The sequence below is a fragment of the Streptomyces triticirhizae genome, assembly GCF_003696235.1.
Classification (GTDB): domain Bacteria; phylum Actinomycetota; class Actinomycetes; order Streptomycetales; family Streptomycetaceae; genus Streptomyces; species Streptomyces triticirhizae.
On record NZ_RFFJ01000030.1, the window covers coordinates 16,326 to 41,662 of the forward strand.

General features: G+C 71.6%; 27 protein-coding genes and 2 pseudogenes. 13 read left to right on the forward strand and 16 right to left on the reverse strand.

Features of this window, described 5'->3' with window-relative positions; genetic code table 11:
* Positions 1-495: 495 nt before the first annotated feature.
* The 3 genes from EBN88_RS08340 to EBN88_RS08350 all read right to left on the reverse strand — a co-directional run bounded on the left by EBN88_RS08340 (position 496) and on the right by EBN88_RS08350 (position 2,072).
* A complete protein-coding gene (locus EBN88_RS08340; protein ID WP_233580533.1) occupies positions 496-804 on the reverse strand; it encodes a DUF397 domain-containing protein in 309 nt (102 codons plus the stop codon).
* 154 nt (positions 805-958) lie between these two features.
* Entirely contained in the window at positions 959-1,198 is a 240-nt protein-coding gene (locus tag EBN88_RS08345) for a DUF397 domain-containing protein (protein ID WP_122183159.1), read from the reverse strand.
* 1 nt (position 1,199) lies between these two features.
* Entirely contained in the window at positions 1,200-2,072 is an 873-nt protein-coding gene (locus EBN88_RS08350) for a helix-turn-helix domain-containing protein (protein ID WP_122183160.1), read from the reverse strand.
* 228 nt (positions 2,073-2,300) lie between these two features.
* Between EBN88_RS08350 and EBN88_RS08355 the strand changes: the two genes are divergently transcribed.
* The 7 genes from EBN88_RS08355 (at position 2,301) to EBN88_RS08385 (ending at position 7,731) form a co-directional block, all read left to right on the forward strand.
* Positions 2,301-2,756 carry an ATP-binding protein gene (locus EBN88_RS08355; protein WP_122183161.1) on the forward strand — a complete coding sequence of 152 codons (456 nt, stop codon included), beginning with the start codon at positions 2,301-2,303 and terminating at the stop codon, positions 2,754-2,756.
* Positions 2,753-3,082: a hypothetical protein gene (locus EBN88_RS08360; RefSeq protein ID WP_122183162.1), complete on the forward strand. Its 330-nt coding sequence runs from the start codon at positions 2,753-2,755 to the stop codon at positions 3,080-3,082. The genes EBN88_RS08355 and EBN88_RS08360 overlap by 4 nt, the downstream gene beginning before the upstream one ends.
* Positions 3,079-3,426: a DUF7848 domain-containing protein gene (locus EBN88_RS08365; protein ID WP_122183163.1), complete on the forward strand. Its 348-nt coding sequence runs from the start codon at positions 3,079-3,081 to the stop codon at positions 3,424-3,426. Before EBN88_RS08360 ends, EBN88_RS08365 begins: the two co-directional genes overlap by 4 nt.
* 55 nt (positions 3,427-3,481) lie before the next feature.
* Entirely contained in the window at positions 3,482-3,928 is a 447-nt protein-coding gene (locus EBN88_RS08370; protein WP_147472680.1) for a hypothetical protein, read from the forward strand.
* A 757-nt stretch (positions 3,929-4,685) separates the two neighbouring features.
* Positions 4,686-5,033 (forward strand): DUF1330 domain-containing protein, encoded by a 348-nt coding sequence (locus tag EBN88_RS08375; RefSeq protein WP_122183165.1) that lies wholly within the window; start codon positions 4,686-4,688, stop codon positions 5,031-5,033.
* 244 nt (positions 5,034-5,277) lie between these two features.
* Positions 5,278-6,873, forward strand: coding sequence for an alkaline phosphatase D family protein (locus EBN88_RS08380; RefSeq protein ID WP_122183166.1), 1,596 nt, complete (start codon positions 5,278-5,280; stop codon positions 6,871-6,873).
* 258 nt (positions 6,874-7,131) lie between these two features.
* Positions 7,132-7,731 carry a lytic polysaccharide monooxygenase auxiliary activity family 9 protein gene (locus tag EBN88_RS08385; protein ID WP_407703387.1) on the forward strand — a complete coding sequence of 200 codons (600 nt, stop codon included), beginning with the start codon at positions 7,132-7,134 and terminating at the stop codon, positions 7,729-7,731.
* Positions 7,732-7,810: 79 nt separating this feature from the next.
* Here the strand turns inward: EBN88_RS08385 and EBN88_RS08390 are convergent, their stop codons facing one another.
* Positions 7,811-8,224 (reverse strand): VOC family protein, encoded by a 414-nt coding sequence (locus EBN88_RS08390; protein ID WP_122183168.1) that lies wholly within the window; start codon positions 8,222-8,224, stop codon positions 7,811-7,813.
* 95 nt (positions 8,225-8,319) lie between these two features.
* On the opposite strand from EBN88_RS08390, the gene EBN88_RS08395 reads away from it, so the two are divergent.
* Entirely contained in the window at positions 8,320-8,919 is a 600-nt protein-coding gene (locus EBN88_RS08395; RefSeq protein WP_122183169.1) for a TetR/AcrR family transcriptional regulator, read from the forward strand.
* A 12-nt stretch (positions 8,920-8,931) separates the two neighbouring features.
* Here the strand turns inward: EBN88_RS08395 and EBN88_RS08400 are convergent, their stop codons facing one another.
* The 3 genes from EBN88_RS08400 to EBN88_RS08410 form a co-directional block, all read right to left on the reverse strand.
* Complete coding sequence (locus EBN88_RS08400) at positions 8,932-9,687, reverse strand: tRNA-dependent cyclodipeptide synthase (RefSeq protein WP_122183186.1); 756 nt, start codon at positions 9,685-9,687, stop codon at positions 8,932-8,934.
* Complete coding sequence (locus EBN88_RS08405; RefSeq protein WP_199742297.1) at positions 9,687-11,291, reverse strand: class I adenylate-forming enzyme family protein; 1,605 nt, start codon at positions 11,289-11,291, stop codon at positions 9,687-9,689. The genes EBN88_RS08400 and EBN88_RS08405 overlap by 1 nt, the downstream gene beginning before the upstream one ends.
* A gap of 75 nt (positions 11,292-11,366) precedes the next feature.
* Complete coding sequence (locus EBN88_RS08410) at positions 11,367-12,092, reverse strand: class I SAM-dependent methyltransferase (protein WP_158621337.1); 726 nt, start codon at positions 12,090-12,092, stop codon at positions 11,367-11,369.
* A gap of 399 nt (positions 12,093-12,491) precedes the next feature.
* Here EBN88_RS08410 and EBN88_RS08415 point away from each other — a divergent pair.
* A pseudogene (locus EBN88_RS08415) lies at positions 12,492-12,857 on the forward strand (helix-turn-helix domain-containing protein); the annotation flags it as partial.
* Between the two features lie 227 nt (positions 12,858-13,084).
* On the opposite strand, the gene EBN88_RS08420 reads toward EBN88_RS08415, so the two are convergent.
* From EBN88_RS08420 to EBN88_RS08455, 8 genes and pseudogenes are all read right to left on the reverse strand, one after another.
* Complete coding sequence (locus tag EBN88_RS08420) at positions 13,085-13,687, reverse strand: ClpP family protease (RefSeq protein WP_122183172.1); 603 nt, start codon at positions 13,685-13,687, stop codon at positions 13,085-13,087.
* Position 13,688: 1 nt separating this feature from the next.
* On the reverse strand, positions 13,689-14,312 hold the full coding sequence (locus EBN88_RS08425) for a ClpP family protease (RefSeq protein ID WP_122183173.1): 624 nt from the start codon (positions 14,310-14,312) through the stop codon (positions 13,689-13,691).
* Between the two features lie 220 nt (positions 14,313-14,532).
* On the reverse strand, positions 14,533-15,177 hold the full coding sequence (gene msrA, locus EBN88_RS08430; protein WP_122183174.1) for a peptide-methionine (S)-S-oxide reductase MsrA: 645 nt from the start codon (positions 15,175-15,177) through the stop codon (positions 14,533-14,535).
* Positions 15,178-15,328: 151 nt separating this feature from the next.
* Positions 15,329-15,628 carry a Shedu immune nuclease family protein gene (locus tag EBN88_RS30180; protein WP_147472681.1) on the reverse strand — a complete coding sequence of 100 codons (300 nt, stop codon included), beginning with the start codon at positions 15,626-15,628 and terminating at the stop codon, positions 15,329-15,331.
* A gap of 75 nt (positions 15,629-15,703) precedes the next feature.
* On the reverse strand, positions 15,704-17,008 hold the full coding sequence (locus EBN88_RS30185; protein ID WP_147472682.1) for a hypothetical protein: 1,305 nt from the start codon (positions 17,006-17,008) through the stop codon (positions 15,704-15,706).
* A gap of 297 nt (positions 17,009-17,305) precedes the next feature.
* Positions 17,306-17,602: pseudogene (locus tag EBN88_RS31690) on the reverse strand (DUF6247 family protein); the annotation flags it as partial.
* Positions 17,603-17,784: 182 nt separating this feature from the next.
* Complete coding sequence (gene msrA, locus EBN88_RS08450) at positions 17,785-18,441, reverse strand: peptide-methionine (S)-S-oxide reductase MsrA (protein ID WP_122183177.1); 657 nt, start codon at positions 18,439-18,441, stop codon at positions 17,785-17,787.
* Positions 18,442-18,485: 44 nt separating this feature from the next.
* A complete protein-coding gene (locus EBN88_RS08455) occupies positions 18,486-19,628 on the reverse strand; it encodes a hypothetical protein (RefSeq protein WP_122183178.1) in 1,143 nt (380 codons plus the stop codon).
* Positions 19,629-19,810: 182 nt separating this feature from the next.
* Between EBN88_RS08455 and EBN88_RS08460 the strand changes: the two genes are divergently transcribed.
* Positions 19,811-20,971 carry a cystathionine gamma-synthase gene (locus EBN88_RS08460; RefSeq protein ID WP_122183179.1) on the forward strand — a complete coding sequence of 387 codons (1,161 nt, stop codon included), beginning with the start codon at positions 19,811-19,813 and terminating at the stop codon, positions 20,969-20,971.
* A 40-nt stretch (positions 20,972-21,011) separates the two neighbouring features.
* On the opposite strand, the gene EBN88_RS08465 is transcribed toward EBN88_RS08460, so the two are convergent.
* Entirely contained in the window at positions 21,012-21,545 is a 534-nt protein-coding gene (locus EBN88_RS08465; RefSeq protein ID WP_122183180.1) for a MarR family winged helix-turn-helix transcriptional regulator, read from the reverse strand.
* A gap of 172 nt (positions 21,546-21,717) precedes the next feature.
* Here EBN88_RS08465 and ilvA point away from each other — a divergent pair, with 172 nt between their 5' ends.
* The 3 genes from ilvA to EBN88_RS08485 all read left to right on the forward strand — a co-directional run bounded on the left by ilvA (position 21,718) and on the right by EBN88_RS08485 (position 25,312).
* Entirely contained in the window at positions 21,718-22,932 is a 1,215-nt protein-coding gene (ilvA, locus tag EBN88_RS08470; protein ID WP_122183181.1) for a threonine ammonia-lyase, read from the forward strand.
* 512 nt (positions 22,933-23,444) lie between these two features.
* The gene (locus EBN88_RS08480; RefSeq protein WP_122183182.1) at positions 23,445-24,446 is read left to right on the forward strand and encodes an ATP-binding cassette domain-containing protein; all 1,002 of its coding nucleotides are present in this window, start codon (positions 23,445-23,447) and stop codon (positions 24,444-24,446) included.
* Positions 24,443-25,312, forward strand: coding sequence for an ABC transporter permease (locus EBN88_RS08485; RefSeq protein ID WP_407703386.1), 870 nt, complete (start codon positions 24,443-24,445; stop codon positions 25,310-25,312). The genes EBN88_RS08480 and EBN88_RS08485 overlap by 4 nt, the downstream gene beginning before the upstream one ends.
* The last annotated feature ends 25 nt before the right edge of the window (positions 25,313-25,337 follow it).

Sequence of the window (25,337 nt, forward strand, 5' to 3'; positions counted from 1 at the left end):
CGAGTGTTGTGGGTGGGGGGTTGGGGTTGTGGCGCGGGCTACGACGCGCGGCTTACATGGCGGGTGGGTCGGCCGGGTGCGGGCGTAACGCATGGCTGTGATGGGCTGGCTGGGAAGGGGGGCGCGGCTTCCGGGAGGTGGGGTTTGTTGCCGATCGGGGGTCAGCTCTGGCGGTGCGTGCCCTCCGGGCGCGGGGACCGCGCCTTTCGGGAGGGACGGTTGGCCGCTGGGGGCGTGCGTAGCGCGCACCGGCTTCGCCGGCCTGCCCCGGCATGTCGCCCGTCTCGGACGTGACCGATCGTCGGGCGTCTCACGGGGACGGTGCCGGTTGGTCGTTGAGGGGTGGGTGGGTGGTGGGGTCGGGTCAACGACCACGCTGCCGCGCGAACAACGCCTGCCGTCTCGGTAGCCCGCACGCCGTCGCCTCCCGAAGGCGGGCGCGCGGGGGGTGGGGAACTCTTTTTCTAGGTGCCCGTCTGGAGTTGAACGATTCGTTCAATCCGGAACGGGCTCGTCCTTCAGGTGGTTGACGAACGAGGTCCAGGCGGCGGGAGCGAAGACGAACGCGCCACGCGCGCGGTCCTTGCTGTCGCCCACCGCGATGTCCCCGGCGTCAACGGTCTGGAACTCGACGCACTGGGCTCCGTTGTTACCGCTGTACGACGAGCTGCGCCAGCGGTTCGCGGGGAGGTGGTGCCGGATCATGTCGACTTCCCGTCCCACCTCGATGCGGTTGCCGTCGCTGGCGGTGTAGCTGCTGGTGCGCCACCTGGTGGCGCGGGACGCGTCGGCCGGCTTTGTCATCTCGAACCAACTCGCTTTCGTGACCGGTGAACCAGCTCAGGACCATTGCGCGCCAGCCGCCGGCGGCGGTCAAGGCGCGAAGCGGACGAGTTGTTGAACGACGAACGCGGCCCCACCCGTTGGTGGAGCCGCGCGGTCTGTCGAACGATGGTTGTCAGGCGGTGAATGGCTCGTCGAACGTTCCGCCCTTTGCTGCGCTGATGAACGCAGCCCATGCGTCGGGGGAGATGGTGGTGTGGCCGGCTGCGCGATCCTTGGTGTCGCGAACGGCGACCACGGGCCCGCTGAAGCGCCGAGACACCTCTACACAGGCGCTGTCACCGGCCGTATAGCTGCTCGTGCGCCACTCGGCATCATGCGATGCCACCGGGGATGCGTTGACCGACTTCGTCATCTCAGACCAGCTCGCTTTCGATACGTTGGACCAGCTCAAGGCTATCCTGCGGCGAGAGGGCCGCAGCGGCCAAGTTGCGGAAGAGGCGGTTCAGTCGGCGCATCGTCATCAGGTCCTCACGCAGGCTCATGATGGTCTCGGCGGACTCCGTAAAGGCAACATCCGGGTCGTCGTCCTTCTCCGAAGCGAAGAGCGTGAAGGCTCCGGTGCTGGCGCCCCTCTCACCCGCCTCAAACGGGATCACGCGCAGATTGACGTTGGGAAGTTCGGCCACCTCGCGCAACTTGTGCAACTGCTCCCGCATCACCTCGCTGCCGCCGATCCGGATTCGCATTGCCGCCTCAGTGGTCAGCACATCGAGTAGCAGGGCATCGTCCTCGTAGAGCCGGCTCTGTCGGCGCATCCGTACCTCGACCAACTCTTCCACCTGGTCGGGCCCCAGGGCAGCGGAGCCGCCTGCGGTGACCGCGCGAGCGTATGCCTCAGTCTGGAGAAGGCCGGGAATGAAGACGGTCTGATACTCACGGCATCGACTCGCTTCGGCCTCGTAGGCGATGAACTCGCTGTAGTTCTTGCTGATCACGTCGTTGTAGGCGTGCCACCACGGTGGCACGCGCTGCCTCGCGCGCTTCATCAGAGCCTCAAGCTCCTCCGCCTGTGTGTCATCCACCTCGTACAGCTCCATGAGGCCCTTGAAGTCCTTGGGTGTGCAGGCCCGCTTGCCCAACTCGATCCGGCTGACCTTCGAGTTGTGGCACTCCAGGTGCGCACCCACCTCCTCGGCGGTGAGCCCGTGGTCGTCGCGGAGCTTCCGCAGCGCCGCGCCCAGGCGACGGCGAGCCGTGAGTGGGCTGACCTTGTAAACCGCAGCCATGTCCGAACTTCCTCCCATGAGTTGGAGCGCTTGCAGCCTACGCAGCCGCAACCGTGTTGAGGGCTCTTCTCACTCTAACGAGGGAATGCCAGACAAAGATTTGGCAGATTGCCAAACAGGCCGTTGACGGGCCGCCACGAAGCTGCGCATCATGACGACACGACGCAGCGCGCTCAGGAGGTGACTCCTCGAAGTGGGCTTCCGCTGGCGCGCCTTGGAGGTGTTCTCATGCTCGTTCCCGTACGTCGGCCCGCTTCCGGCCAGTACGACCACAGCTGGTCGTTAACGGTCCGCACCACCGAGATCGAGCGGTGGCGTCACCGGGTCGGGGTAACGCTCCACGGCTGGGACGCCTCGCGGGAGGCCGTCGAGTTGGCGCGGTTGGGGGTCAGCGAACTGCTCGCGAACGTGGTCAAGCACACCGTGAACCACCGGTGTTGTCTGCGGCTGGTGCGGGTGGGGGGCGATGTCGTGGTGCAGGTCTTCGACGAGTCGAAGGAGCTGCCCGTGTTGCGGACGCCGGAGTGGTGTGCGGAGGCGGGGCGGGGGCTATGGCTGCTGCGGGAGATGGCGGACGGGTTCGGGTTCATGCCGATGCCGTTCCGCAGCGGCGGGTCCTGCCGGTTGGGGAAGGTCGTGTGGTTCGCCTGCTGGGGCGCCGTCCCGGAGGGGCAGGGCGGATGACGGCGGCCGATTCCGGGTGGGAGTTCATGCTTCCGCTGCCGGGGCGGTGGGGGGCCAACTCCTGGGTGGTCGGGCCGTGTTGGTTCTTCTGCGGCCACCAGGTGACGGCCGTGGTGTGGATCGGGGCGGTTTCGACGGTGGGGGCGCACGCCCCGCTCTATGCCTGTGGTGGGTGTCTGGATCAACTGCACGCGATGGTCTGGGACTTCGCGGAGTCGGGGTGGAAGGCCCGGTACCGCACAGCGCGGACCGTGTTCGGGCGGCGGCTGCGGCGGCTGGCCGACGCGTATCAACCAACGGAGACGAAGGGGAGGGGCGGGGGATGACCGAGATTGTTCGGGGTGCGGACTGGGTGCTGGTAGCGGAGCGGGGGCCCGGGGTGCCCGACGGCATCTACGGCGCGGAGTGCATGAGCTGTGAGGCGCGTTCGCCGCTGTTCGACGACGACGAGCTGCCGGTGGCGGTGTGGTCGATCCAACACACGGCCGAGTACCCGGAGCACACGTTGTTTCTGGCGCGGACGGAGCGGCACTGGCGGGTGGTGCCCCGCCCGCACGAGACCGGTCCGGAGCAACCGCCGGACGCCGGCGGGGTGTTGGGGCCGGCGTTCGTCGGGCTGATGTGCCTGCTGACGGCGCTGTCCGGCCTGCTGCCGGCCCTGAACTACTGACCAACAACCACGCAAGTTCAGCAAGTCAACTCATCGACAAAGGCAAGGGTTCTTCATGCGTACGACGATTGTCCGTTCCTCGGTTCCGTTCACCTTTCACGTGTTGGCGACCACGGCGTCGAACCACGTGTTGATGGTGCGGGGGAAGCGGGAGGGGATGGACGACGGGTGGGTGCTGCCGCACGGCACCGTGCCGCAGGGGCGGTGCGTGATCCTGGCCGCGCGGGAGGTGCTGATGCAGCAGACCGGATGCGACCGTTCCCTCGCCGAGACGCCGACGACGGACGAAGAGGGGGAGTTGAACGGGTTCTCCTATGTGCTGGATGGCGGGGTGTTGCCGGAGGTGCCGGACAACGACCCGGCCGAAGGCGCGAGTTGGGTGCCCATGCGGGAGCTGCACGAACCGCCCGCGCTGTACCAGTACGCCATCATCGCCGCCGGACAACGCCGCCGACTCCCCCTCCTGGTCAACGCCGACCGACCCGAGGCCGCCTTCAGCTGACCAACGACGCTTCGCCGGGGCCCGCCCAACCGGGCCCCGGCCGGCAAACCCTGGCCCCCCCGCGCGCCCGCCTTCGGGAGTCGACGACGCGCGGACTATCCCACCGGCAGGCGATGTTCGCGCGGCAGCGTGGTCGTTGACGGGACACCCAACGACACCGCCCACCTGCCCGAACCGCCAGCACCGCCCCCGCCAGACGTCCGACGATCGGCCAGGTCAGAGACGGACGACATGCCGGGGCAGGCCGGCGAAGCCGGTGCGCGCTACGCACGCCCCCAGCCGCCGGCCGGCCTTCGAACTCGGCGCGGTCCCTGCGCCCGGAGGCACGGTCGCCATTCCCGACCACCCCTGGCGGCAACAAACCCCACCTCCCGGAAGCCGCGCCCCCCTTCCCAGCCAGCCTCCTGCCGGCATTCGTTACGCCCGCCCCCGGCCGGTCGTGCGCCATGTAGGCCCGGCGTCGTGGCCCGCGCCAGAACCCCAACCCCTCACAACGAGTCTCGTCGACCAACAAACGATCAGTCGGGCTGCCCCGCACCGGCCACCGACCCGCAGACAAACCCCGCACCCAACACACCACCCGCACCCACCCGGCCAGAGCCCCAGTTCCCGACGTCGCCCAGTCCCCGACGCCGGCCATGACCTGGGAGGTCATCGACACCTCGGGCCCGCCACCCGCAGGATGGGGCCATGTCCGGGGGAGCGACCCCGGGACCACCCGGGGAGACCCGGCGAACGACCAGTCCAGGAGGCCACCATGACCGCCTACGCCCTCGCCCGGCTGCTGCCCACCGAGCCACACCCCGACGTCATCACGTACCTCGAGCGCATCCAGGGCACCTTCGCGCCCTACGGCGGCCGGTTCCTGATCCACGGCGCGCAGCAGGTCGAGGTCGTCGAGGGGGCCTGGGAGGGCGACGTGGTAATGGTCGCGTTCCCCGACCTGGACGCCGCCCGCGCCTGGTACGCCTCCGACGCCTACCAGGAGATCCTTCCGCTGCGCACCCGCCACATCCCCGGTGACCTGATCTTCCTGCCCGGTGTCCCCGAGGACTACGACGCCTCAGGACTCGCCGCCAAGCTGCGCGCGAACCTCCCCGCCTGAGGCGCCCGCCGGAACCCACCGGAACTCGCCGGCACCCCAGAGAACCCCGGGCCGCTCCAGCCCTGGTCAAGCGCGGGCAAACCGCCGGCCAGGGCTTCACTTCGCGTCGATGAAGTCGGCCCGCCGGCCCGCCCGCCATCCCGCCGGGGCGGTGAGTGTCGGGCGAGTCTCCGTCGAAATCCGCCCGCAGGGCAGAAGGGTGGCGCCTCGTCAGCACTCCCTGCACAGACGGGCGAACCTCTTGATGGACCTCACGCGACGTCGTCTCCTCGGCCTGGCCGGCGCCTCCCTCGGCGGAATCGCCCTGCACGCGGCGGGTTTCAGCGCCGGCACCGCCTGGGCGGCGCCCCGGTTCGCCGGCGACCCGTTCGCCTTCGGCGTCGCCTCCGGCGACCCGCTGCCGGACGGCGTGGTGCTGTGGACCCGGCTGGCGCCCGACCCGCTGGCGCTCGACGGCCGGGGCGGGATGCCGGAGCGCACGGTGGCCGTGGAGTGGGAGATCGCCGAGGACGAACGTTTCACCCGAGGCGTCCGCCGGGGCGTGGAGCAGGCCACGCCCGAACTCGCCCACTCCGTCCACGCCGAGGTCACCGGACTCGCCCCGGGACGGGAGTACTTCTACCGGTTCCGCGCCGGCGGCGACCTCAGCCCGGTGGGCCGCACCCGCACCGCGCCCACCGACCCGGCCGCGCTCACCTTCGCGTTCGCCTCCTGCCAGTGCTGGTACGAGGGCTTCTACACCGCCTACCGCCACATGGCGGCCGAGGACCTGGACCTGGTGCTGCACCTGGGCGACTACCTCTACGAGTACGGCGTCGGCGAGACCGGCGGGGTGCGCGGCGTCACCCTCGACGCGTCGTTCCAGCGCGAGACGTTGACGCTGGTCGACTACCGCAACCGGCACGCCCTCACCCGCCTCGACTCCGACCTCCAGGCCGCGCACCAGGCGTTCCCCTGGGTGTTGACCTGGGACGACCACGAGGTCGAGAACAACTGGGCCGGGGACTTCGCCCAGTTGGACACCGACGGCTACCCCGACCAGGACCCGGAGGCGTGGCGGGCCCGCAAGGCGGCCGCGTTCCAGGCGTACTACGAGCACCTCCCGCTGCGGCTCCCGCAGCGACCCAACGGCGCCGAGGCCCGGATGTACCGGCGGCTGGCCTTCGGCCGGCTGCTGGACCTGCACGTCCTGGACACCCGCTCGCACCGCGACGACCAGGTCTGTGGCGACGGCATCAAGTCCGACTGCGACGTGGAGCGTTCGGCGCCCGAGCGCACCATCCTCGGCGCCGAGCAGGAACGGTGGCTGCTGGACGGCGCCGGCCGCTCGGGCGCCACCTGGAACGTGTTCGCCAACCAGACCCTGGTCGCCCAGGTCGACCAGAACCCGGACCCGTTCGTCCACGCCTCGGGCCTCGACATGTGGGACGGCTACACCGCCGCCCGCGACCGGCTGCTGACCGGCCTGTGGGAGCGGAACGTCGCCAACCCGGTGGTCGTCACGGGCGACATCCACCGCGCCGTGGTCGCCGATCTCACGCTGGACTTCGCGGACGAGAACGCCCCGGTGGTGGCGACCGAGTTCGCCGGCACCTCGATCAGCTCCGGCAAGGACGGCGCCCCGACCGACGAGATCGGCGCGGCGTGGATGACCGGCGGGGTCAACCCGCACCTCAAGTGGCACAGCGCGCAGCGCGGTTACACCGTCGTGGAGGCCACCCCGCAGGCGCTCACGGCGCGTTACCGGGTGACGCCGATGGTCACCGTTCCCGGCTCCGGAATCCAGACGGTCGCCGCCTTCGAGGTCGTCGCCGGACGCCCCGGCGCGCAGCGCCTCTGACCTCGTCGGAGCGCCGAAATCGTTTGCCGATCGTCGAAGTCGTTCGCGAACGTGTCGAACTCCGCGCCGCCGGTTTCGCTGACATGTCCACGGGTAACGGGCAGGTCAACTATGGGAGCGCTCCCGTGACTTGACACCCCCCACGACGGAAGGTGGCGACCGAGGATGAACCGAGAACGAGGCGGAGGCGGCGCCGGCGGAGCCCGCGCCGGGCGCCGTTGGACCGCGCGCGTGGTGGGACTGGTCTCGGCCGTGGCGATGCTGCTGCTGGTGCCCTGGGCCGGCGGCGCCTCCGCGCACGGCTCCGTGATCGACCCGCCCTCGCGCAACTACGGCTGTTGGGAACGCTGGGGCGACGACTTCCAGAACCCGGCCATGGAGCAGGAGGACCCGATGTGCTGGGCCGCCTGGCAGACCGACACCAACGCCATGTGGAACTGGAACGGCCTGTACCGCGAGGGCGTCGCCGGCGACCACCAGGGCGCCATCCCCGACGGCCAGCTGTGCAGCGCGGGCCTCACCGGCGACGGCCGCTACGCGGCCATGGACACCCCGGGCAACTGGAAGACGGCGAACGTCGGCACCAACTTCACCGTCGACCTGCACGACCAGGCCCTGCACGGGGCCGACTACCTGCTGGTCTATGTGACCAAGCAGGGCTTCGACCCGACCACCGACGAACTCGGCTGGGGCGACCTGGAGTTGCTCGCCGAGACCGACCGCGTCGCGCCCAGCTCCCACATGCTGGTCGACGTCTCGGCGCCGGGCCGCAGCGGCCACCACATCGTGTACACGATCTGGCAGGCCTCGCACTCGGACCAGTCCTACTACATCTGCTCGGACGTGAACTTCGGCTGAGCCACCGCCTGTTGACCGTTCGCCCCGCCGGCCCGGGTCACGGCCGGCGGGGCGAACGCGCGTCTGGCCGGCGGGAGGTTCACCGGGCGTAGTTCTCGGCGAACTCCCCGCTGGGCGGGATGGGCGTGATGACGTCGACCAGCACGTCGTTGGGGTCGGCCACGATGAAGTGCCGCTGCCCGAAGTCCTCGCTGCGCAGCTCCAGAACGGGCTTGAGCCCCTCGGTGACCACCAGCCGTTGCCACTCCGCGTCCACGTCCTCGACCTCGAAGTTGAGCAACAGCCCCCTCGCCGGCGCCCGGTACGCCTCGGGCAGCGTCGGGTGGGTGTGGTCCAGCAGCGCCAACTCGTGCCCGGCGCCCGCCGGATGGCGCAGGCTGACGTACCAGTCCGCCTCGAAGGTGGTCTCGAAGCCCAGCAGCCGCGTGTAGAACGCGTGGGACTCGGCGAGCCTTGCCGTGCAGATCACCGGATAGAGGCTGGTCAGACGCATGATGAACCCTTTCGCATACCGTCGGTATGTGAAGCAGGCTAGGGGCGTACCATCGGTATGTCAACGAGGGGGAACGTCAGCGAGGGGAGTGCGCGATGGAGGAGCCGGGCGTTCGGGCGCGGCAACGGGAGCAGACCCGGCGGGCGCTGCTGCGGGAGGCGGAGCGGCTCTTCGCCGAACGCGGCTACGCCGCCGTCGGGTTGGCGGAGCTGGTCAGCGCGGCCGGGGTGACCAAGGGCGCGCTCTACCACCACTTCCCGGGCGGCAAGGCCGACCTCTTCCGGGCCGTCCTCGCCGAGGTGCAACGGCAGGTCGGCGAGCGGGTGGCGGCCGCAGCGGAGGCCAAGGCGGACGCCTGGGAGCAACTGGTCGCCGGCTGCGAGGAGTTCCTGGCCGCCGCCACGGCACCCGGCACGGAGCGCGTCATGCTGGTGGACGGCCCGGCCGTGCTCGGCTGGGCCGAGTGGCGCGCGATGGACGAGGCCGCCTCCGCGCGCCACCTCGGCGAGGCGCTGACCGCCCTGGTCGAGGCGGGCCGCATAGCCCCGCAGCCCGTCGCGCCGCTCGTTCACCTGCTGTCCGGGGCGATGAACGAGGCGGCGCTCTGGCTGGCCTCCGCCGCCTCCGGGCCCGAGGACCTGGCCGCCACCACGGCCGCGCTGCGCCGGATGCTCCGGGCGCTGCGCGCCGACTGACGGCGCGCGGCGTCAGGCGGACTGGACGGGCCGGACCGTGGCGTAGCCCTGCCCGGGCCCCGGCCGGAGCAGGGACTTGCCGGAGAAGACCAACTCCGCCAGCGGCAGCGGCCGATGGTAGAAGTTCAGCGAGGTCGGCGCGCCGAAGATCTCCGCCGAGGCCAGGAAGAACGGCAGCTCGGCGAGGAGATACCGCACGGCCCGCCGCAGGCGCTCGGTGGTGAACGGCCCCTCGAACCCCTTGAGCGTCAGCACCTCCCGGCTCATCTCCGCGCAGGTGTCCCACAGGACCTCGTCCTCGGCCAGCGCCTCCTCGCACTCCACCAGCCGCTCCCGGTAGACGGGATGGGGCACCAGCTCCGACATCCGGTGCAGGCCGTCGCCGGCCCGCCGCCCGCCGACGCTGTCCCAGGCCCGGGTGACGCGGTTGTGGAGCACGTTGGTCTCGGCGCGCGCCTTTCTCGCCGCGCGCCGCGCGTCGTAGTCGAGGGCCAGATAGGTGTGCTCCAGCGCGGAGTCCGGCACGACGACGTCGACGCGGGCGAACTCCGCGCGGAGCCAGTCGAGCAGGACGGCCAGCCGCGCCTCGTTGAAGTAGCTGTTCCCCGGGCTCACCCCGAACACCACGTGCTGCCGCAGCTCCCAGACCGCGCCACACGCCTCCGAGAACGGCTCGACGACAAACGAACGCCGGTGTAATCGCGGCCGGTTCGCGGCACCCGGCCCGTTCCGGTCCGCGCCGCCGGTCGCGTCCCCGTGGGCCGCCATCAGGTCCACCGACCGCTGCCGGGAGGCTCGGTCTCCCCGAGGTGGCGCCGCCGCAGCTCCTCCCGGACGATCTTCCCGGTGCCGGTGCGCGGCATGGCGTCGGACGCGATCACGACCGGCTTCGCCAGCGCGGGCAGCCCACGCGTCGCCCCGGCCCAGCTCGCCTCGTCGAGCGTGCCGTCGGGCGTGGCGACGACGGGAACCGGCGGCCCGTCGGGCACCGTCAGCAGGGCCACGTCGTGCCCCTTCGGCAGGCGGTCGACGAGGATGTCCTCCTGTTCCAGGCAGCTCATGCCGGGGACGTGGTTGACCTCCCGGTCGAGGAGCCGCAGGCTGCCGGTCCTGCTTCTGATGCCGATGTCACCGGTGTTCCACCACTCGCCCCTGACCTTCTCCTCCCAGCGTTCGGGCTCGCCGTAGTAGCCGACGCACCGCGCCCTGGTGCGCGCCAGGACCAGCCCCGGCCGGCCGTCGGGCACCGGCGCGAACGTCTTCGGGTCCACGACCTTCAGCTGGGTGAACCCGGGCATCGGCCGCCCGACCTTCCGTGGCCCAGGCAGCTCGTCGCGCCGCCGGTTCGCGGTGCGGCGCGAGATGAACGTCATCCCCATGCCACCGGTCTCCGACTGCCCGTAGCCCTCCCGCCACACGGGGAACCGGTGGCGGGACGCGTTGAGGAAGGTGCGGATGATCGGCCAGCGCACCGCGTCGAAGTTGCCCACGAACATCCGCACCGAGGCGAAGGCCCGGCTCCGCCGGTCGTCGGCGAGCCCTTCCAGACGGGCGTAGTCGATCGGCAACGCCTCGATCACCGTGGGCCGGTGCCGCTCGAAGAGCGGCCCGACGACCTGGGGATCGCTCTCGCTCATCACCAGGACCTTGGTCGGCGCCAGGGTCAGCACCGAGTAGATCCAGGTGAACGCGCGGGCGTGCACATACGGGCAGAACATGGCCACCGTGTCGTTCCGCCGGAACGTGATCGGCGGCAGATGGCGGCACTCCAGCCGGGCCATCTGCCCCTGGAGCTTCTCCGGGGTGTACATGATCAACTTCGGCACGCCCGTCGTTCCCGACGTGTGGGTGAGCATCATCAGTTCGTCGTCGGGGCGCGGGTCCGGGGCCGGATCGGCGCTCCCGTACAGCTCGGCGAAGGGCGTCGCGCCCGGCACGCCCCCGTCGAGCGACACGGTGCGCTCCGCGAAGGAGGTCAGCGACTCCCCGCCGTTCCCCTCCCTGGACAGCAGCCTCCGGTTGCTGACCAGCAGCTTCGGCTCGGTCCGCCGCAGCAGCGCCAGCGCCGGGTCGGTGGGGAGCAGACCCGACAGCATGACGGGAACCGCGCCGATCCTGATCCCGGCGGCGGCGAGCAGGAGGCAGTCGAGATGGTTGTCCTTGTACACCGCGAACCGGTCGCCACGGCGAACTCCCGCCGCGTGCAGGGCGCCAGCGGCGTCGCGCACACACTGGGCCATCGCCTCGATGTCGAGCACCCGCTGGCCGGCCGGATCGATGTCGAAGGGGCGGTCGAGACGGAAGACCATCGGCTTCCCGAACTCCGCCCTACGGTCGAGGAGAAGCCCAAGACCGGACTTCCACAACTGCATGGTGCGCACCCGTTCCCCCTTTTTTCTCCGGAATGAACGCGACGGCCCGAGCGGCTGCCGGTGAAGCGTTTCGGGTTATTCCCTGTGGGCGCTGAGAAGAAGACTCGGCGGGCTCTTCAACAGCCGCTCCAGACGGGCGTCATCGGCGCCCGAAGAGTCGGAGCACACCATTTCCTCCCAGGTGACCCGGGTGAATCCGGCGGATTCCACGGCCCGTTCGAGGGTTTCCGGGAGCCAGTGGTGCACGCGCAACGAGGCGGGCGGAGTCACGGGAATGGTGATCGTGTAGGGATCTCCCTCGCCGAGGTGCGCCGGGCGGTCCACGAGGAAACCGAAGTCCCGCACCACCTCCGGCTCGCACCGCGCGTTCCCGACATAGGCGAGGAGCCTGCCACCGGGCGCCAGCTGGGAGCCGATCCGCCGACACATGGCGTCCAACGTCGTCCTACTGTCCGCGTAGTGGAGCACGTTCACGGCGATGACCAGGTCGAACGGGCCCAGCTCCGGCATCGTCGCCACATCGTGCACCTGGTAGTCGATCCCCAGCGGCCGCGCCTCGTCGGCGGCCTCGGCCAACCGGATCATCTCGGCCGATGAGTCCGTCCCCACCACCTGCTCGGCGCCCAACTCGGCCACCATCCGCGCATAGTGGCCGTCACCGCAGCCCACGTCGAGGACCCGTTTTCCGCGCACCGGTCCCAGGGCGCGCAGGAACGAGGGGAACTCCAGGTTTTCGCGGAGGAATCCGATGGCCTTCTCGATATCGGCGAGTCGTGCGGCAAGCGTGTCGTACTGCGTCACCGTAGCCCCTCCCTGTGACCAAGGGGCATCCACTCTCGCATACGGTCCTGAGCGCGGCCAGTGGGCGGCACATCCCCTGCGAACAACCTCAACGAACGAGCACATGCGGAATGGCGTAAAGCCGGTGGGTACCCTGGACGGCCGTTTCTCCTTCTGTGCCCTGTTGTTTCCCGGTTTTCGTGGCGAGGGCCCATGGTGCCGCTGGGGACGATGGTGCGAACGGTTCCGGTGGGACGGCTGGGGCGACGGGACCCGGCCCCCGCCCGGATCGTTCCGAGACACGCCGACAACGCGGCGCCGTCACGCCGTTCGTCGTCCCGGGCCGGGCGGCGCCGGGTTTCGCGGGGGGCGGAACGTTCGCACCGTTCCTCCTCCGGCTCCCGCTCCTACCCTGGGAGGGTGAGCAGCAGCCAAGCGCCAGAACCAGCCCGCGTCCGCGACCGTTCCGCCGCCGGAGCACGGCACGGGATCGGCTTTCTGCGCCCGGTGCCCGCCCCGGGCCGGGTCCGCGAGCCGCTCTGGCGGCACGTGGTGGGCGAGGTGCTCCGCCGCGAACGCCTCGCGCGCGGGCGGACGTTGAAGGACGTCGCCGAGGACGCGCGGATCTCGATGCCGTATCTCTCCGAGGTGGAGCGGGGCCGCAAGGAGGCGTCGTCCGAGGTGCTGGCGGCGGCCGCGCAGGCCCTCGGGCTGCGGCTCGCCGACCTGTTGGCCCTGGCCCACGCACGGCTCGCGCCGGAGACCGGCCTCGCGCTGGGGACCGGCCTCGTGCCGGAGGCGCCCGAACGCGCCGTCAGCGACGCGCCGTTGGGCGACGCGCCCGCGCCAGCGGAGCGGCCGGCGGACCAACCCGCCGCCGAGGAGCCGGCCGACGGGCGCGCCACCTCCCTGTTCGACCCGTGCCACCGCGCGGCCGGCACCGCCCCGCCGCTCGGCGGCGGCGCGGTGCTGCTCGCGGCCTGACCGGCCGAACCCGGCGCCGGGCGCCCGCGCTACGCCGGGCGTTGCCTGCGGCTCAGCACATGGTCGGCCAGGCCGTACTCCACGGCCTCCCGCGCCGTGAACACCCGGTCGCGGTCCATGTCGGCGCGGAGCTTCGCCACGTCGTGGCCGGTGTGGTGGGCGAGCACCTCCTCCATCTGGCCCCTGATGCGCAGCATCTCCTTGGCCTGGATGGCCAGATCGGCCACCGTGCCCTGCCGCCCGCCGCTGACCGGCTGGCCCAGCAGCACCCGCGCGTGGTCCAACACGGCCCGCCGCCCCTGCTCCCCTGCCGCCAGCAGCACGGCGGCCGACGAGGCGGCCTGGCCCACGCAGTACGTCGCGATCGGCGCGTTGATGAACGACATCGTGTCGTAGATCGCCATCAGCGAGGTGGGCGAGCCGCCGGGGGAGTTGAGGTAGATCGAGATCTCCCGGTCGGGGCTCACCGACTCCAGGTGGAGCAGCTGCGCGATGACCACGTTGGCCACCCCGTCGTCGATCTCCGTGCCCAGGAAGATCACCCGGTCCGACAGCAGCCGGCTGTAGATGTCGAAGGCCCGCTCACCGTTCGGGGTGCGCTCGACCACCGTGGGAATCGTGTACTGACCCATCTCAGAACCCCGTCCTGCGCTGCGAGTCCGGGCGGACGTCGGCGAGCGAGGTCACCACCCGGTCGATCATCCCGTACTCCCTGGCCTCCTCGGCCGTGAACCAGCGGTCCCGGTCCCCGTCCCGCGCGATGGTCTCCACGCTCTGGCCGGTGTGCTCGGCGGTGATCCGCTCGATCGTCCGCTTGGTGAACTCCAGGTTCTCCGCCTGGATCGCGATGTCCGCCGTCGAACCGCCGATCCCGGCGGACGGCTGGTGCATCATGATCCGCGCGTTGGGCAGCGCGTACCGCTTGCCCGGCGCGCCCACCGTCAGCAGGAACTGGCCCATGCTGCCCGCGAACCCCATCACCAACGTGGCCACGTCGTTGGGGATGAGCCGCATCACGTCATAGATCGCGAGCCCCGCCGTGACCGAGCCGCCCGGGCTGTTGACGTAGAGCCGGATGTCGTTGCGGGGGTCCTCGGCGGACAGCAACAGCAGCTGCGCGCAGACCCGGTTGGCGGAGACCTCGTCCACCTGCGTCCCCAGGAACACGATCCGCTGCGTCAACAGCCGCGCGTTCAGATCGTCGTCGAACCGCGTCGCCTGGGTCTCCCCCTCGGCCGCGGTGACCGGTGGCGTCATCACACTCCTCCTCCACTGCCTCCGGCGCCCCCATCGGGAACGCCGTCCACCCCACCCACCCTGCGCCCCCACCCCGCCCCGCGTCCCCCGTCTCGCCCTCCAGCAGATCTGCCGGAGGCAGAGCGGCGCCCCCGCGCACGCGTGAGCCCCCGGTTCGCGTCCGCCGAAGGAGGCGGACGGACACCGGGGGCTCAGCGGTGCGCTCGTGGCGGGTGGTGGTCTAGTCGACGGGGCAGGCCAGGCCCGTGCCGCCGAGGCCGCAGTAGCCGCGCGGGTTGCGGTCGAGGTACTGCTGGTGCCGTTCCTCGGCCGGGTAGAACGGGAAGTCCGCCTCGGCCACGATCTCCGTGGTGATGGGGCCGTATCCGGCCTCGGTGAGGATCTTCTGGTACGTCTCCCGGGTCTCCTCGGCCGCCTCGCGCTGGGCGGGGGAGCGGTGGAAGACCAGCGAACGGCAGTGGGTGCCGATGTCGTTGCCCTGCCGCATCCCCTGGGTCGGGTCGTGGCCCTCCCAGAACACGCGCAGCAGGGTCCGGTAGGACACCTTCGCCGGGTCGAACACCGCGCGCACGGTCTCGGCGTGGCCGGTGCGGCCGGAGGCGACCTCGTCGCTGATGGGGTGCCGCGTCGTGCCGCCCTGGAAGCCGGTCACCGTGGTCCACACCCCCTCCGTTCGCCAGAAGCGCCGCTCCGCGCCCCAGAAGCAGCCCATCGCGAACTCCGCGATCTCGAAGCCCTCCGGGTAGGGCCCGAGCACCGGAGTGCCGAGCACGCGGTGCCGCTCGGGGATGGTGAACATCGGCTCGGAACGTCCGGGTAACGCCTCCTCGGGAGTGGGCAGGCGGTGGGTCAGGTCGGTCAGCATCGTCGGCGCTTCCTCAAGTCCTCGACGGCGGTGGCCCGTTCACGGCACGCGGTCCGCTCACGACACCGAGGGACCAAACGGCCCCAGCCCCTTCCCTACCCGCCCCCAACCCCCCACACCACCACCTTTTCGGCCGGAGGTGGGTGACCCGTCACGGACGCGGCTCGGGTGCGAGCGGCGCCGAGCCGGGCCCGTCCTGCGCGGGCCGAGTCCGGGGCGCCCGTCGGGTCGGGCCGTTCATGGCGCGCGCGGCGTTGTCGATGAGTTCCTTGTAGGTCACCACCTCGACGCGGTTCACATGGGAGTTCAGCCGACGGAACGTGTCGCTGATCTCCGTTTCACTCACCTCGGGATGCGGTGCCGGATGCCCGATCAGAACGGTCGCACTCGCGCGGCGCGTCTCGATACCGAACTCCTCGCGTATCGCATCAAGCGCTCGCCGGAGGTCCAACTCGCTCGCGGCAGGGTCCTCCGCAACGCGGCGGAGTGACTCCAACCCCTCCCAGCGGCGCCCGAGTTCGGCCTTCTATCCTCGGCGGAGGGACGCCAGAACGCGACTGCGCTCCGCCGCGAACTGGCGCGAGAGTTCCGCGTCACCGGTGATCGTGAAGGGCAGCGAGACCTCGATGTTGGTTTCTTGGGCGTACCAGTCCACTGCGGAGAACTTGTCGAACTCCGAGACCGTGAGTTCGACGAAGTCGCGGAATGCGCGCACCGGGTTGTTCGCGTGGTCGGCAGCCAACTGGAACAGTCGCGACAGGGCGGCCGGTGGTCTGGCCGAACGGAGGTCGATCGCCCAGTCCATGCATCCTTCGTAGACGCCAAGAAGTCGATGGGCCGTGTGCTCGATCACGGCGGCATCCCCGGAGCTTCCTGGCCTTCCGAAGGCCAGTTCCCGCATCTGCGGGGAGAGCCAGTAGTCGATCTGTTCCACGATGTCGATCATGTAGTGGAGGGCGTTCTCCGCATGGTCGACGGCTGCCTCCGCAGACGTGAAGATCTGCCCGCGGCCCGGGTATCCCATCCTGTGGTCCAGCCACTTGGGATTCAGCTTTCTCACTCCGATGGCCAAATGGCCGGCCCAGGCCAGGTGCTCCCACATCGGGGGCTGGTGGTCGAGCAGTGCGACAAGTTCGCCGGCCGTTCGCGGCACCTTGGGAGTGACTTTCCGTCCGCCTGGTCCTGACCCTTTCCTCTCCTCGTGGTGTGCCGGCCGTACATCCGAGGAGTACTGGAAGTTGATCGTCACGGGGGCATTGAACTGTTCTGCTTGCAACACGGGGCCGTGGGCCACCCCGGAGAGGCTGTTCTGTGTGCCGCGCGAAACCTGGGGACTTTCGAGAACCGGTGTCCCGTGGGGCGCGGCCGGAGCGTCATCCGTCACTCCTGCTGGCTTCGCCTCGGAGCCCTCGCCGGCCACGGTGCCCGCTGTCGGCGAAGGCGCATGGGGCTGGCCCGCACCGGACACGGTCGTCTCTGGCGCGGTGAGTGGCTCCTGCCCTGGTCGCAGTGGGCGGTTGAGCCGTTGGCCGGACGAAGGCGCGGCCCACGACTCCCGGCTCCAGTCCCGAGCGGGCGCCGGGGGAGAGGCGAGCGCACCGGACCCACCGTGGCGTCGGGCCCACCACCACCGCCGGAACACGAGGCGCAGCCACGCGGGAAGAACGCCGAGACACGCCATGATGGCGATGGTCGCGAGAACTGTGTTCAGCCAGACCGGCATTTCCTCGGTCTCGTCTGACGGAGACGAGATCACCATGGCCATTCCCCAGATGACGGTCATCCAGAACAGCCAGTCGCGATAGAGGGGGGCGTCGTAGAGGTGCCACACCGCGTTCCGGCGCAGCGACGAGGCCGGGGGAGGCGGGGGCTGAAGCCCGCTCCCCACCCGCGCCCCACTCTCGGGCTTCCTGGGACCAGGCGTCGATCGCCCGCTGAGTAACAAGAGTTCCCACCCCCACCGGTAGGCCACGCCGGATTCCGCTTTGCACTCTATCGTCCGGAGCGTGTTGGGAGAGTCCCCTCACCGACGAGCAGAGCAGGGGGGCGATCACCACGGTGAGCCTCGCCAGGCAGGCACCTGACCCGATCCGAAACTTTCACAGGTGCTCGAAGGGCGGGACGATCCGGACGACGACGCCAGCGCGGCGTGCGCCTCGTCCAGGATGCGACCGGTCTCCGACGCGGCCTCGCGGGCCCGCACCGCGTCCCCCGAGGCCGCGACATCCTCCCGGTGACGCGGCCGTCGGGCGAGGTGAGGCTGTCGCTGGATGTGCGCATGGACCGCCCACCGTGCGACGAAGCGTCTCAGCGGAGCCAGATCCGAGCCGAGTCGCGCCTGGTCGGCCGCCTGGTCCAACTCCCGGGCGAACGAGGGCAACGCGGCGGGCGCGATCCGCGCGACGGCCTGCCGCAGCGCCGCCACCGTCGCGGGCGGCTACGGAATGAGGGGCTGCTCCGGCACGGAGGTGGTCATGGCGTCTCCCCTGGGTGGGATTCCGCTCGCTGCGGGCAGCGTATCCGGCGGCACCCACCCCCGGCCCCCCGAACGGGTGACGGGCCGGCCCCGTCACCCTCGAACCGTGGCTTCCGCCGCCCCGTGGCCGGTCAGGCCTTCGCCACCCCCACCGGGCAGCTCAGCCCCGTGCCGCCCAGACCGCAGTACCCCGCCGGGTTCTTGTCGAGGTACTGCTGGTGGTACCCCTCAGCCGGATAGAACGGGCGCGGGCCGGCCGGGGCGAGTTCGGTGGTGATCTCACCGTAGCCCGAGTCGCTGAGCACCTTCTGGTACGCCTCGCGCGAGCGCTCCGCGATCCGCTCCTGCTCCGGCGAGTGCGTGTAGATCGCCGAACGGTACTGCGTGCCCACGTCGTTGCCCTGCCGGAAGCCCTGCGTCGGGTCGTGCGACTCCCAGAAGACCCGCAGCATCTCCTCGTAGGAGACCTTCGCCGGGTCGAAGACCACCCGCACCGCCTCGGTGTGTCCGGTCATCCCGCCGCACACCTCCTCGTAGGTGGGGTAAGCGGTGTGGCCACCCTGGTAGCCGGCGAGCGTCGTCCACACGCCGGGCGTCTGCCAGAAGCGGCGCTCCGCGCCCCAGAAGCAGCCCAGGCCGAAGTCGGCGACCTCAAGGCCCTCCGGGTAGGGGCCGAGCAGCGGGTTCCCCAGCACGGTGTGCGTCTCGGGCACCGGGTACGGGCTCGCGTCGCGCCCCGGCAGGGCCTCGTCGCTGGTCGGCAGCCGGTTCTTGAAGGTGTACAGCATGTCCTCGTTTCTCCTCGCTCCTCGGTCGTGATCGGCCCGGCTGGCTACCGGCCGGCGATGGCGATGGCCCGGTACGCCGCGTACTCGGTCGCGGGGTTCTCGCCGTCGACCCAGGGGATCGCCCCCACATAACCGTCGATGGCCCGCACCTGTTCCGCCGCCTCCGGGTACCGCTCCGCCCGCACCAGGAAACACAGCAACAGATGGTGTACGTGCGGCTGCACCGGGTGGTCCTCGCGCACATGGTGCAACGCGAACTGGGCCGCCTCGATCGCGTCCGACACCACCGCCCCCTGGTACATGCCAGGCGAGTGCTGGAGGTCGGGCAGGTGGTCGTAGACGGCGAACAGCGGCAGCGCCGGCAGCAGGCTCCCCGGCTTCGCCGCGCCGGCGGCCGCCGCGGCGAAGCCCTCGGCCTCCTTGCGCGAGCCGTGCCACTTCTCCGACAGATAGGGGAGCGCGGCCAGGTGCCCGCCCATGTGCTGCGGATCACGTTCGGTCACCCGCCGCCAGACCGCGTCGAACTCCTCCCGCGCGTAGTCGAGACCCCGCGCGATGGCCAGCTCCACGATGTGCGGGATCGGGTCGTCGGGGGCCAGCTCGGCGGCCTCGGCGCAGACCGCGCGGGCCTCCTCCAGGATGATCCGGTACTCGGCGGCGCCGGGGTCGGCCATCGCCTGCCACACCAGGAACTGCGCGTACACCTGGGCGCCGCCCGGGTCGCGAGGCTCCTCGCCGCGCCAGCGGCGCAGCCAGCCCGCGTCGGGGCGGCCGTCGTCGGGCGTGCCGCCCGCCGCGCGCCAGCCGGCCAGCTCCATCGCGGCGGCGCCGGCCAGCGACTGCACGCGCTGCCACCGCAGCTCGCTGTCGTCGGTGATCGCCAGCAGCTGCCCGGCCGGCCGCCAGTCGCCGGAGGCGCGGACCTCGTCCAACGCCTCGACCAGCGGGTCGTCGGGCCCCGGCAGCCGCACGTCCAGCTGGTCGACGGGAACGAGCCCGGCCCTCGGGCCCTCGGCGGCGTCCCCGGGCTTGCCCAGCGAGATCCCGGCCCCGGCCGGTCCGGTCGCGGCGTCCGCCTGGGCGGCGGCCCGTTCGAACTCCTGCCGTTCCCTGCGGCGGCGCAGCGCCGGCAGCACCAGCACGCCGAAGATGGCGGTCAGGGCGATCAGCAGGATCAGGGCTTCCATGGCGGAGTCGCTCCCCCTCGTCGCTTCGTGTCCGGCCGACACGCTCCCGCGCTCCCGCGCGGGCGGCGCGGCGGCGGCGGAGTGTGTGCGGGGCATGAACACCCTATGTCGCCCGGCCCGAAGGCGCGGCGAACGGGCGTTCCTGGTGCCTGACTCCACGGTAAGGCCACTACCGTGGGCCCATGAACGAGCAGTTTGTGGGACGGCGCTTCGAGACGTTGGCCATTCACGCGGGGCAGGAGCCCGACGCGTTGACCGGCGCCGTGGTCCCGCCCATCCACCAGGTGTCCACCTACAAGCAGGACGGCGTCGGCGGGCTGCGCGGCGGCTACGAGTACAGCCGCTCCGCCAACCCGACCCGCACCGCGCTGGAGGAGAACCTCGCCGCCCTGGAGGGCGGCTCCCGCGCGCTGGCCTACGCCTCGGGGCTGGCCGCCGAGGACTGCCTGCTGCGCACGGTGCTGAAGCCGGGTGACCACCTGGTGATCCCCAACGACGCGTACGGCGGCACGTTCCGGCTGGTCGCCAAGGTGGTCGAACGGTGGGGCGTGGCCTGGTCGGTGGCGGACACCTCGGACCCGATGTCGGTGCGGGCGGCGATCCGCCCGGAGACGAAGGTGGTGTGGGTGGAGACCCCGTCCAACCCGCTGCTGGGCATCACCGACATCGCGCTGATCGCGGACCTGGCGCACGCCGCCGGCGCGCGCCTGGTGGTGGACAACACCTTCGCGAGCCCCTACCTCCAGCAGCCGCTGGCGCTGGGCGCCGACGTGGTGGTGCACTCGACGACGAAGTATCTGGGCGGCCACTCCGACGTGGTGGGCGGCGCGCTGGTCACCTCGGACCTGGCGCTGGCCGAGGAGTTGGCGTTCCACCAGAACGCGATGGGCGCGATCGCCGGCCCCTTCGACTGCTGGCTGGTGCTGCGCGGGATCAAGACGCTCGCGGTGCGGATGGACCGGCACAGCGCCAACGCGACGCGGATCGCGGAGATGCTCGCCGCACACCCGAAGGTCGCCGACGTGCGCTACCCGGGGCTGCCCTCGCACCCGGGGCACGAGACGGCGGGCAAGCAGATGCGGGACTTCGGCGGGATGGTGTCGTTCCGGCTGGCGGCGGGCGAGGAGGCGGCCGTCGCGCTCTGCGACCGGACCGAAGTCTTCACGCTGGGCGAGTCGTTGGGCGGCGTGGAGTCGTTGATCGAGCACCCGGGGCGGATGACGCACGCCTCGGCGGCTGGCTCGGCGCTGGAGGTGCCGGGGGACCTGGTCCGGCTCTCGGTGGGCATCGAGTCGCTCGACGACCTGCTCTCCGACCTGGGGCAGGCGCTGGCGGCGGTCTGACCCCGGAGCGCCGGTCTCCCCGGCCCCGGGCCCCGGCCGCTCAGGGCCCCGGCGCGAGGGGGCGGCCGTGGAAGCGGGCGATCGAGGCGTTGAAGCGCGCCAGGAGCGCGCGGAAGTCCGCGCGCTCCTGTTCGGTCCAGTCCTCCGTGAGGAGCGCCATCAACGCCCGCCGCGAGGCGCGCACCTCCTCCAGCCGCTCCCGCCCGGGCGGGGTCAGGTGCAGCAGCACCGCCCGCCCGTCCTCCGGGTCGGCGGCGCGGCGCACCAGGCCCGCGTCCACCAGGGGCGCGACCTGCCGGGTCACCGTCGACGAGTCGATGCCCATGCCGGCGGCCAACGCCTTGACGCCGGTCGGGCCGCCGACGTCGAGGCGGCTGAGCAGCAGATAGGCGGCGCGGTCCATCGAGTTGCGGGCGGGGCCGAGGCCGCCGAGCCGGGTCTGCTCCGCCCTGCGGGCGAAGACCGCCACCTCGTGTTGGAACGCGTCGAGCAGCTCGTCGTCCCGGGGCCCGCCGGGCGGGGCGACCGGCGCGGCCGGGGGCGGGGACTGGGGAGGGGTGTGATCAGGCGTCATGTCCGGTCTGGGGAGGTAGCGGGAGCGGGACGGGGGCGCGTGGACGGGCCCTCAAGGGTAGCCGCCGTGGGACGGCCCCGTTCCCGGCCGGCCGCGTCGTCCACGCGGGCCCCGTTCCCGGCCGGCCGCGTCCCCGGGCGCCCGCGCGCGGGGCGCCTGCGAGACTGGTGCCATGCCCACGCACCGCCGGCCCACCCTGGAGGACGTGCTCGCCGCCCAGAAGACGCTCTCCGGGGTCACCCGGGTGACCGCCCTGGAAGGCAGCCGTTACCTCAGTCAACTGATCGGCTCCCCGGTCCTGTTGAAATGCGAGAACCTCCAGCGCACCGGCTCGTTCAAGCTGCGCGGCGCCTACAACCGGATCGCGGCCCTGACGTCCGAGGACCGGGCGCGGGGCGTGGTCGCGGCCAGCGCGGGCAACCACGCGCAGGGCGTCGCCCTGGCCGCCTCGCTGCTGGGCGTCACCTCGACCGTCTTCATGCCGGTCGGCGCCCCGCTGCCCAAGGTCGCCGCGACCCGCGAGTACGGGGCGGGTGTGCGGCTGGTCGGGCAACTCGTCGACGAGACGCTGGCCGCCGCCACCGCCTACGCGAGGGAGACCGGCGCGGTCTTCATCCACCCCTTCGACCACCCCGATGTGGTCGCGGGGCAGGGCACGTTGGGGCTTGAGGTGCTGGAGCAGTGCCCCGAGGCGCGGACCGTGGTGGTCAGCGTGGGCGGCGGCGGGCTGCTGGCGGGCGTGGCGCTGGCGATCAAGGCGCGGCGGCCCGAGGTGCGGATCGTCGGGGTGCAGGCGGAGGGCGCGGCGGCCTACCCCAGGTCGTTGGCCGCCGGCCGGCCGCTCTCGCTGCCAGGGGCGGCCACCATGGCGGACGGAATCCGCGTCGGGCGCCCGGGAGACGTGCCGTTCGAGCTGGTCGCCGAGCTGGTGGACGAGGTACGGACGGTCTCCGAGAGCGCGCTCTCGGGTGCGCTGCTGCACTGTCTGGAACGGGCCAAGCTGGTCGTCGAGCCGGCCGGTGCCGCGCCGGTCGCGGCGCTGCTGGCCGAGCCGAGCGCGTTCGATGGGCCGGTCGTCGCGGTGCTCTCCGGGGGCAACGTGGACCCGGTGGTGCTGGAACGGACGCTCCGCCACGGCATGGCCGCCGCCGGGCGCTACCTCTCGCTGCGGCTCCGACTCCCGGACCACCCGGGCGCGTTGGCCGCGCTGCTGGGGGTGTTGTCGGTGGTCGACGCCAACGTCCTGGCGGTGAACCACGTCAGGACCGACCCCCGGCTCGGCGTGAGCGAGGCGGAGGTCGAGCTGTGGCTGGAGACGAAGGGGCCGCGCCACTGCGACGAGGTGGTCGTGGCGCTGCGCGAGGCCGGGTACGGCGTCCTCTCCTGACGGGCCGTCGCCGGCCGGGCTCGCCCCCGCCGCCGCGCCGTTCCTCGCTGTCGTCCCACGCGATCGCCCGTCGCCGTCCCGCTCCCCGGGCCCCCGCCATCGCCCCCCGCCCCGCCGTCCGGCGTTCCTCTGCCCCGCTTCCCGCTGCCCCGCTTCCTGCCGCCCCCGCCCCACCGTCCGGCGTTCCGCCGTCCTCGCCGCACCACCTTCCGCCGATTCCCGCGCCGCCGTTTCCCGCCCCGCCGGCGCGCTTCGCGCCGTCACCTCCCGTCCCGGACGGGCCCGTTGGCGCCGGCCGCCCGCCCGCCGCCGACGGCGCGCATGGCGCGCATGGCGCGCCGCCCGCGCCGCCCGCCGGAAAACCGCGCGCTCCGCAAGGAGCGCGCGGAGTAGGGTCGTGCGCCCCTGTCGCACTCCATTGAGTACTATCGCGATACATCGTGTGTGCCTAGACTGGCGAGGCCACACCACACCGGCCACTCTGATCCCGAGTCCCACAGAGGAGAGCGCACATGCCAGCCGCCATCTACGCCGAGGGTCTGGTGAAGACCTTCGGCGACGTCCGCGCGTTGGACGGCGTGGACATCGAAGTCCCCGAGGGGTCGGTGCTCGGCCTCCTCGGACCCAACGGGGCGGGCAAGACCACCGCCGTGCGCGTGCTCACCACCCTGCTCAGGCCGGACAGCGGGCGGGCCGAGGTCGCCGGCATCGACGTCACCACCCACCCCGGGCTGGTGCGCCGATCCATCGGTCTCTCGGGCCAGTTCGCCGCCGTCGACGACTACCTCACCGGCCGGGAGAACCTCCAGATGGTCGGCCAGCTCTACCAGCTGACCTCGCGGGACGCGCGCCGTCGGGCGGACGAGCTGCTGGAGCGGTTCAACCTCTCGGACGCCGCCGACCGCACCGCCAAGACCTACTCCGGCGGGATGCGCCGCCGGCTCGACCTGGCGGCGGCACTGGTGGTCAGCCCGCCAGTGATGTTCATGGACGAGCCGACCACCGGCCTCGACCCGAGGAACCGCATGGCCCTCTGGGCGGTGATCGAGGAGCTGGTCGCCGGCGGCACCACCCTGCTGCTCACCACGCAGTATCTGGAGGAGGCCGACCATCTGGCCGACACCATCGCGGTGGTGGACCACGGCCGGGTCATCGCCCGGGGCACATCGGACGAGCTGAAGAGCCGCTCCGGCGGCGACGTGGTGGAGGTCGTGGTCCACGCGCGCGAGCACATCCCGGTCGCCGAGCGGGTCTTGCGCCGGCTCGGGGACGGTGACACCACCCTGGCCGAGCACACGCGCAAGCTCAGCGTCCCGGCGGCCGGCGGCGCCAAGCTGCTCGCCGAGGTGATCCGCGAACTGGACGGCGAGGGCGTGGAGATCGACGACATCGGGCTGCGCCGGCCCACCCTGGACGACGTGTTCATCTCCCTCACCGGGCACGGCGCGGAGGACGGCGAGGAGCCGGCGGCCGGGACCGCCGACGGGGCGGCCGACAAGGAGGGGAAGAAGTGAGCATCACCGCTCAGGAGCCGAGCCCACAGCCGACCGTCAGGGCGGGGGACCGCGTCTCGTTCCGGCAGGGCTGGCGGGACTCGATGGTCGTCGCCAAGCGCAACCTGCTGCGGATGCTGCGCATCCCCGAGGTGGTCATCTTCGGGCTGGTGCAGCCCATCATGTTCGTGGTGATGTTCTCCTACATCTTCGGAGGCTCCATCACCCTGCCCGGCGCGGGGACGGACGCGGGCGCCTACCGCGAGTTCCTGATGGGCGGCATCTTCGCCCAGACGGTCACCTTCGCGGTCGCCGGCGCCAGCGCCGGCATCGCCGAGGACATGCAGAAGGGCATCATCGACCGCTTCCGCTCGCTGCCCATGGCGCGCGGCGCGGTGCTCACCGGCCGCACCTTCGCCGACCTGGTGCAGACGGCGGTGATCCTGCTGGTGATGTCGTTGGTCGCGCTGCTGGTCGGCTGGCGCATCCACGACGGCATCGTCAGCGCGCTCGCCGCGTTCGGCCTGTTGCTGCTGCTCGGGTACGCGTTCACCTGGATCGGCGCGCTGATCGGCCTGTCCGTCCGCAGCCCCGAGGCGGCCACCTCCGGCGGGCTGGTCTGGCTCTTCCCGCTGACCTTCATCTCGGTGGCCTTCGTCCCCTCGGAGAACATGCCCTCGCTGCTCCAACCCGTCGCCGAGTGGAACCCGTTCAGCGCCACCGTGCTCGCCGTCCGCGAGCTGTTCGGGAACCTCCCGCCCAACTACCAGGCCCCCGACGTCTGGCCGATGCGGCACCCCGCGCTGGCGTCCCTGCTCTGGTCGATAGCGATCATCGCGGTCTTCCGCACCCTCGCCGTCCGCAAGTACAAGCGCGCGGCGAGCTGACCCCGGGTGGGGCGCCCGGCGCCCC